Annotated in this window: 3 protein-coding genes and 1 pseudogene; 2 read left to right on the top strand and 2 right to left on the bottom strand. The window is 60.4% G+C overall.

Annotated features, from left to right (window positions below; all coding sequences use genetic code 11):
• Window positions 1-1311 (bottom strand): DUF2130 domain-containing protein (locus G6035_RS19005; protein WP_176618668.1); only part of this gene is annotated, 1311 nt, incomplete at its 3' end.
• A 39-nt stretch (window positions 1312-1350) separates the two neighbouring features.
• Window positions 1351-4539: a type I restriction endonuclease subunit R gene (locus G6035_RS19000; protein WP_176618667.1), complete on the bottom strand. Its 3189-nt coding sequence runs from the start codon at window positions 4537-4539 to the stop codon at window positions 1351-1353.
• A 271-nt stretch (window positions 4540-4810) separates the two neighbouring features.
• Here G6035_RS19000 and G6035_RS18995 point away from each other — a divergent pair, with 271 nt between their 5' ends.
• Both G6035_RS18995 and G6035_RS19845 read left to right on the top strand, forming a co-directional pair.
• The gene (locus G6035_RS18995; RefSeq protein ID WP_176618666.1) at window positions 4811-5962 is read left to right on the top strand and encodes a Fic family protein; all 1152 of its coding nucleotides are present in this window, start codon (window positions 4811-4813) and stop codon (window positions 5960-5962) included.
• A gap of 175 nt (window positions 5963-6137) precedes the next feature.
• Window positions 6138-7501, top strand: a pseudogene (locus tag G6035_RS19845) (plasmid pRiA4b ORF-3 family protein); the annotation flags it as partial.

Raw genomic sequence — 7501 nt, 5'->3', positions numbered from 1 at the left:
CGATTCCTTTACTTTGTGGAGGCGATCGATCGTTTTGTCGATGTCGTCAATAGCGTCTTTAAACTTTCGGGACGCCAGATCGTAGTTCCTTGCAAAACCGGTTTTGAAGGAGTCCAAGGCAGTCTCGAAGTTGGTAACGTCTACATTTTGTTCCCGTACACGGGCAAGCTCAGTCTTGTATTCCAAGGAATTCAGCGCGGCATTTCGCAGAAGCGTAATGATGGGGATGAATAGCTGGGGTCGCACAACGTACATCTTCGGGTACCGGTGCGAGACATCAACAATGCCGCCGTTGTACAGCTCGCTGTCCGACTCCAGCAGCGAGACCAGCACGGCGTATTCGCAGCCCTTCTCGTTTCGGTCCTTGTCGAGTTCCTTGAAGAAGTCCTCATTTTTCTTCTTTGTGGCTGTTTCATCGCCTTCATTCTTCATCTCGAACATTACTGAGATGAATTCCGTACCCTCTGTGTCTTCTTCGCGGAAAATGTAGTCACCCTTGCTCCCGCTTCGAGCGTCGTTGTCCTTTTCGAAGTAGGCCCGCGGGAAGCCGGCCGAACGGATCCGGTTGAATTCGATTTCGCAGTGCTGTTCGAGGGTTTCACCGACCAGTTTCGTAGAGAGTTTCGCCTTGAGTTCCTTGTAATAGGCGATCATCTCGTCCTTGGATTTCAGCTCGGCTGCATGAGTTTCCTTCATGGTCGATTCGCGCAACTTCTGCTCAGTCTCTTTCGCCGAGAGATCGCGGGCCAGGTCGTCACGCTGCTTTTCAAGCCCTTGCACTGCTTCAGTGACAGCCAGCTGTTTCGAGACGTCGCGTGATTTCAGCTCTTCCTTGAGTCGTAGGATTTCGGCCGCTTTTGCCGCATCCTCGACTTGGAGCTTGTTTGTGAGGGTGGCTTCAGCCAGCTCTACGGCAGTATTTTTCTCTTTGGCGGCTTCCTCAAGCCGGACTTGAAGCGCTTTCTGTTCAGAACCCTTCGCTTCGAGATCATGTGCAAGAGCGTCTCGTTCCTTCTCGAGCGAAGTTACGGCCGAGCTGACTGCCAGCTGCTTTTCAACTTCCCTAGCCTTGAGCGCTTCTTTGAGTCGCTCAATCTCAGTGGTTTTTGCTGCGGCGGCCTTCTCGAGTTCGGCCGTTGCCTTTGCCTCGGCAAGCTCGAGGGCGGCTTGCTTTTCCTTTTCCGCTAGTTCAAGTCGCACATGAAGTGCTTCCTCAAATTCGCCATCGCGGACCTGCTTCAAAATATCGGCGTATCCGGCTTGGTCAATCTTGAATGCTTTATTACAGTTTGGGCAGATAATCTCATTCATTGACTTGACCCTTCAGTAGTTTGGTTTGCCTCTTGTCGCTCATTCTGGCGCCTCCGCGAACCTTGGCGCCATGGATTCCATTTGTTCCATGACCAGCTTGATGGCCTCCGGCTGCTTGTCCGGCGGGTAGCCGTTGCGGACCAGGAGCCGCTTGATGGATGAGCGGAGCTTGGCGCGGACGTCGTCGCGGACCGTCCAGTCGGTGCGGATGTCCCTGCGCATGACCCCAACCAGCTGCCGGGCAATTTCCGCCAGGACACCCGTGCCCATGACATCCACAGCGGATTCGTTCTCCGACACGGCGTCGTAGTAGGCCAGCTCGTCCGGGTTCAAGGGAGGGTCAAAGGCCTTGCCCCGCTCGGCTTCCTGCGAGATCTCCTGCGCCATCGCCACCAGCTCGGCAATGACTTCAGCAGAAGTGAGCTGCTGGTTCGTGTACTTTTTCATCAGATCGGTGATGCGCTCGGAAAACGCGCGCTGGCGCACAATGTTGTTCCGCGTCGTCGCCACCGACTCCTCGGACACCAGCTTGCGCAGCGCCTCGATGGCCAGCTGCGGGTTCCGTGCGCCCTTGGTCTTGGCGATGAACTCGGGCGTCAGGTCATCCAGTGAAGGCTTGGGCATGCCGGCGGCGGCGTAGATGTCCAGGACTTCGCCGGATGCCGTCGCCCCCGCAATCAACTCGCCCAGCAGCCGTTGGATGTCCTCGGGGATCGGCTCGCCGGAGGCCTGGCGGTCGGCGGCGTCGTACTTGGCCATCCACACCCGGATTTCCTCGTACATCTGCACGTCGGGACGCAGCTGGGCCAGTGCCGTCGAGCCCGAGCACAGTGCCCAGGCCCGCGACAGCTGCCCGCTGTACCGCCGGTACTTCGATGCCAGGGTTTCCCCGTCCGACGGCGCGTTCCCCGGTGTTGCGGGGTCGCGCAGGTAGGCGGTGGCCCCGGTTGCGGCGTTGATCCACGCCTTGGGGCCGCCCTTGTTCAGCACGGCCTTCCAGTCGAAGCCGGCCAACAGCTGCCCGAGCGTCCCCAGCAGCGTGACGGTCATGGCGATGGCCTCGTCCACATTCCTGCCCACAGGCTTGTTGGCCTGGTCTGACTGCGTGTACTCGCCTAGCGCCTTGGCCAGGTTGTCGGCCAGCGGCGCGTAGGCCACCAGCAGTCCGTCTTCCTTGCCGCGGAAGGTGCGGTTCACGCGGGCCAGGGTCTGCATGAGCAATGCACCCTTCAGCGGCCGGTCCAGGTACAGGGTGTGCAACGGCGGCGCGTCAAAGCCGGTGAGCATCATGTCCTTGACAATCACCAGTTCCAGCTCGTCATCAGGGTCCTTGAGCCGGGCCTTGACGACTGCGTTTTGCGAGTCGCGGCGCACGTGCTCGGACACCGGGGGCGTGTCGGTGGCGTCGCCGGAGTAGACCACCTTGATCTTGCCCTTCGCCAAGTCATCCGAGTGCCACTCCGGGCGCAGCTCCACGATGGCGCTGTACAGCTTGGCGCAGATCTCCCGGGTGCCGCCCACGATCATGGCCTTGCCCGGGACGGAGATGAACTTGTGCATGGCGGCCCGCCGGCCTTCCCAGTGCTCCACCAGGTCCGTGGCCAGGGCGGCGATGCGTTCCGGTGCGCCGTACACGGCGTTGACGACGACGACGCTCGCCTCAATGCGCGCACGCTCGGTCACATCCAAGCCTACCGTGGCGTCGTCGGCTGCGGCGTCCAGCTGCTCCTCAGTCACCGACCCGGCCAACCCCACCTTGATCAGTCGAGGCTCAAAGTAGACGGGCACGGTCGCGCCGTCGTCCACGGCACGCGTGAGGTCGTAGATGTCGATGTAGTCGCCGAAGACGTCGCGGGTGTTGCGGTCCGCGAAGGAGATCGGCGTGCCGGTGAACGCGATCAAAGTGGCATGCGGCAGGGCATCGCGCAGATGGCGGGCGTAGCCGTCCAGGTCGTCATAGTGGCTGCGGTGCGCCTCATCCACCACCACGATGATGTTCCGCCGGTCGCTGAGCAGCGGATGGTCGGTGCCCGCCTCCTTCTCGGCCTGGCTGCGGCCAAACTTTTGCAGCGTGGTGAAGTAGATGCCGCCGGTGGTGCGGTTGCCCAGCTCGTCCCGCAGCTCGGAGCGGCGGCGGATCTGCCGCGGCGTCTCGGGCAGCAGCTGGCTTTGCAGAAATGTCTCGTACAGCTGGCCGTCGAGCTCGTTGCGGTCGGTGATGACCACCACCGTCGGGTTTTTCAGCCGTGGGTGCCGGATCACGCGGTTGGTGTAGAGCTCCATTTCCATGGACTTGCCCGAGCCCTGGGTGTGCCAGACGACGCCGGCCTTCCCATTGGATTCGACCGCCTGGACAGTGTTTCCCACGGCCTTGGTGACGGCGAAGTACTGGTGGGGCTTCGCGATGCGCTTGCTCAATCCGTCCGCGTTTTCGTCGAAGGCGGTGAAGTCGTTGAGCAACTGAAGAAACCGGTCCTGGTTGTACAGGCCCTGCAGTGCGGTCTCCATGCCGGTGACTGCCTCTCCTTCCAGGGTGAACCCCGGCGGCACGGGCACGCCGTCGTCGTCCACGTTCCAGGGGGAGAAGTGGTTGAACGGGGTGAAGGGGGTGCCGTATTTCGCCTGGATGCCGTCGCTGGCGAGGGTGAAGACGCAGAAGCGGAAGGCCATGGGGAATTCGCGCAGGTAGGTCTGCAGCTGGGCGTGGGCGGCGGCGAGGTCGGCCTGGGCGCTGCCGGCCTTTTTCAGTTCGATGATGCTCAACGGCATGCCGTTGCAGTACAGCACCAGGTCAAAGCGGCGTTTGTAGTCGCCGGCCACAAGGGTGACCTGGTTGACGGCAAGCCAGTTGTTTTGGTCGGGGTCGGTGCTGAGCAGGTGGATGGTGGCGTTGACGTCCGTGCCGTCGGCGTCGATGTAGCTGAGCCGGTAGCCGTGGACCAGGTACGCGTGGATGCGTTGGTTTTCGGTGATGGCGTCGTTGGACTTGGGGGAGGTGATTTCCGCCAGGGCCTGCTTGAGGTATTGCAGCGGGACGGTGGGGTTGAACTTTTGGAGGGCGGCGAGCATCCGGGGCCGGATGAGCGGTTCCGACCACGATTCACGCTCGCCCCTGCCGGGGGCAATGTCCTCGCCGTGGACGGGTTTCCAGCCGAGCGGCTCGGCCAACTGTTCCAGGGCAAGGCCCTCCCAATCGGCCTCGGAGAAGCCCGTTCCCGCCACTGCCATGGTTGATCTCCCCCGCGTGATTCTGCACTTGATGTTGACGGTATCAGCACGGGCTCCGGCCGCCGCAGTGTGACCCGGTAGGAGGGGTTATCGGTGGTTGGATGGCTGCGCCGAATTGTAGGTCGCACGCAAGTCCGAGTTGCTTGATTCTAAGTTCCTGTGAGTTCCAAGATTAATTGTCTACGAGTTTTGAAGTCTCAAAAACATTGAAACTATGGGAAATTTTTGGACTCTGCCTAAGTTGTTGCGATGTCAGTGGTAAGTTCCTGTCATGCAAAAAATTGAGTTTCCTGAGTTTTCCTTCAGCTCCCCGCTGGCTGGATCCATCATCGTACTTGAAAGATTGCGCGGAGACTTGAGCACCGGAACCACTCATCCTGCAGTGTTTATGCAGCTGAAGTCATTGTTCCAGCTGATGTCCAGCATCATGAGTGCACGCATCGAAGGCAACAGGACCTCCATTGTTGACGCTATTGAGGGCGCGGTGGCATCTGCCGGCAACGATGTAACGCTTGCCGAGGGCGTCCAGGAAATCATCAATCTGCAGGAAGCTGCGGCCTTTGTGGACACCGTGGTGCAACCGGGGACGCCCATAACGCACGCTTTGGTGCGGGAGCTCCATAAGATAGCCGTTGATGGGCTGAAGCGCGAGGGGGACAAGACGCCCGGTTCTTACAGAACGGACGAGGTCACCATTGGTGGGTCAGACCACGTTCCACCGCTAGCTGTTTCCGTGCAGGGTGACATGTCCGAGCTGTTGGACTTTGTGAACAGTCCGGTTGAACAGAGTTTCGATCTTCTCAAAGTCGCCATAGCGCACCATCGCTTCGTCTGGATACATCCCTTTGGCAATGGAAACGGCCGTGTGTGCCGGCTGTTTACCTATGCCACCTTGGTGTCCCAAGGACTTAGCGATTCCGGCATGTACCGGGCAGTCAACCCAACCGCCGTGTTCGGATCCGACAGGGCCCGCTACTACAGCATGTTGGAACAGGCGGACACGCTGGAGCCGAACGACATCGTCCAATGGTGCGCCTACCTCTTGAACGGCATCCTCGAAGACATGCAGAAATTGAACAAGCTCAGCGACAGTACATTTGTCCTGGACAGCTTGCTGCGACCATCCATCAAGCGGGGAGTCGATGCTGGTGCGCTCTCGCGCCAGGATGCTGCGGTGCTTGATGTCGTAGGTCGGTTGACGGAAGTCAAGGCATCTGACTTGGAGGCTGCGCTGCCAGGTTCGGTTTCGAGTCGTAGCCAGCAGATTCGCAAGCTTGTCGACAGGAAGCTGATCCAGCCCATTGCAGAGGGCAAACGCAGCTACCAGCTGGTCATGGCCCCCGGACCGCTCACCCCGTTCATCATCAGGCAGCTGGATGAGCTGGGCTTCCTGCCGAACATCCTCAAGGACGACTTCGCCTGAAGCTTCGCCTGACTGGCAGCGAAGGACGCCGCGGCTGTGGAAAAACGTTGCAACATTCTTTGCATGTTCCGCTGACGTTTGAACTTTTTGGCCTTTTCTTTACATGTCCACCGAGCTGCCGCCGTCGATAGAATGTGTGGTCGGCACCCGCACGTCATCCATTCGGAGGAACACCATGGCCAAGAAGACCCAGGATCAGCCAGAACTGAAGCACGTCATGTCTGTTGCTGAGCTGCGCGCCGCACGTGCCGTGGACGCCGTTGTGCCTGCATTTGTTCAATGGTGCAAGGACACCCATGGCCTGTCTGCGGAGGACGCGATGAACTTCCTGCAGCCGGTAAAGATGCTGGTGCTGGTGTACTTTGACTTGACGTCATCGTCATCGGCCACTGATTTCGAGCCGGAACCGTTCGGAAGGGCGCTTGGAGGGCTGTACGAGGCCCGCGATGGCGTTAGGGGCGGCGACGACGCTGTTGTGTTCGCCTTCGGGTCCGCCCATCTTTACGTGGAGTTCCTGGGCCTGACGGGGGCATGGACCGGCACGGAGGAGGACTATGAGCGGATCCACGCGCTCTTCCACATGGATGAGGACGACGCCGCTGCCGAACTTGACGGGCCTGACTTGGCACCGGAGGAGGAACTGGCGTCGTTGGAGGGGACCGCGCTGGCAAGCCGGCTGACCGTGCTCCTGAAATGGTTGGGAGACGGCAAGGATGTGACCTCCACGGGCTTGCTGCGCCTGAAGGATCTCGAAGCGGTCGCCGCCGCCGTGGGCGTGCGGGCGAAGGGCGGAAAGCCGAATGCCAAACGGCAACAAGTGCACTTCTTTGAGGAGGCCGACTTGCCCACAGGAGAGATCCTCACCGTCCGGTCCATGAATGAACTGCCAGAGCTCATGAAGTTCTGGGTTTCTATGCAGGCCAGCGGACTGATCAATATTGGTTCCACCAGGGTTTGGCCCACCGCGTTCACAGCGGAATTCCTGGCGCCCGGGCACCCGGGCAGGTTGGGCATCCTGCGAGATTTCGTGGCCAAGTACCTGCTCGTTGCCGTTCATGGGGAGGCCGACTGGGATCCGTGGATCGCCGACGCCGCCATGGTCGAGTCGGAGTTGCTGTTCGAAGCAGCCAGTGGCAAGTCGGCGGGTCTCGAACAACTTGATGAGCTGGTGAACACCGGCGAGCCCACACAGGACACCTTTGTTGCGGGTGTCGTGAGGTCCCGGCTGCAAGGGCTGTCCGAATTGGGGCTGCTGACCATGGAACCGGGCATTCAGGTCCTCCCAGCCTTGAAACCGGCCGTGGCTGCAGTGATGCAGCATGCCCTGTCGCTTTCGGATGCCGAAGGGGACGACGACTGGGAGGACATGGCCGGCATCAACTACCGAGGCGGGCCGGCGCCGAAGCCCGGCCGGCAGACCCGGCTGCTGCAGCTCAAGGTCATGCTGAAGGGGTCCAAGCCGCCGGTGTGGCGTCGGCTGATAGTCCGCAGCGACATGAATTTGGCGCAGCTGCACCACATCATTCAGCGTGCCTTTGG

It is taken from the genome of Arthrobacter sp. SDTb3-6, assembly GCF_013376095.1.
Taxonomy (GTDB): Bacteria; Actinomycetota; Actinomycetes; order Actinomycetales; family Micrococcaceae; genus Specibacter.
Note: the sequence above shows the minus strand (reverse complement) of the source record. Positions and strands in the feature narration are given on the sequence as shown.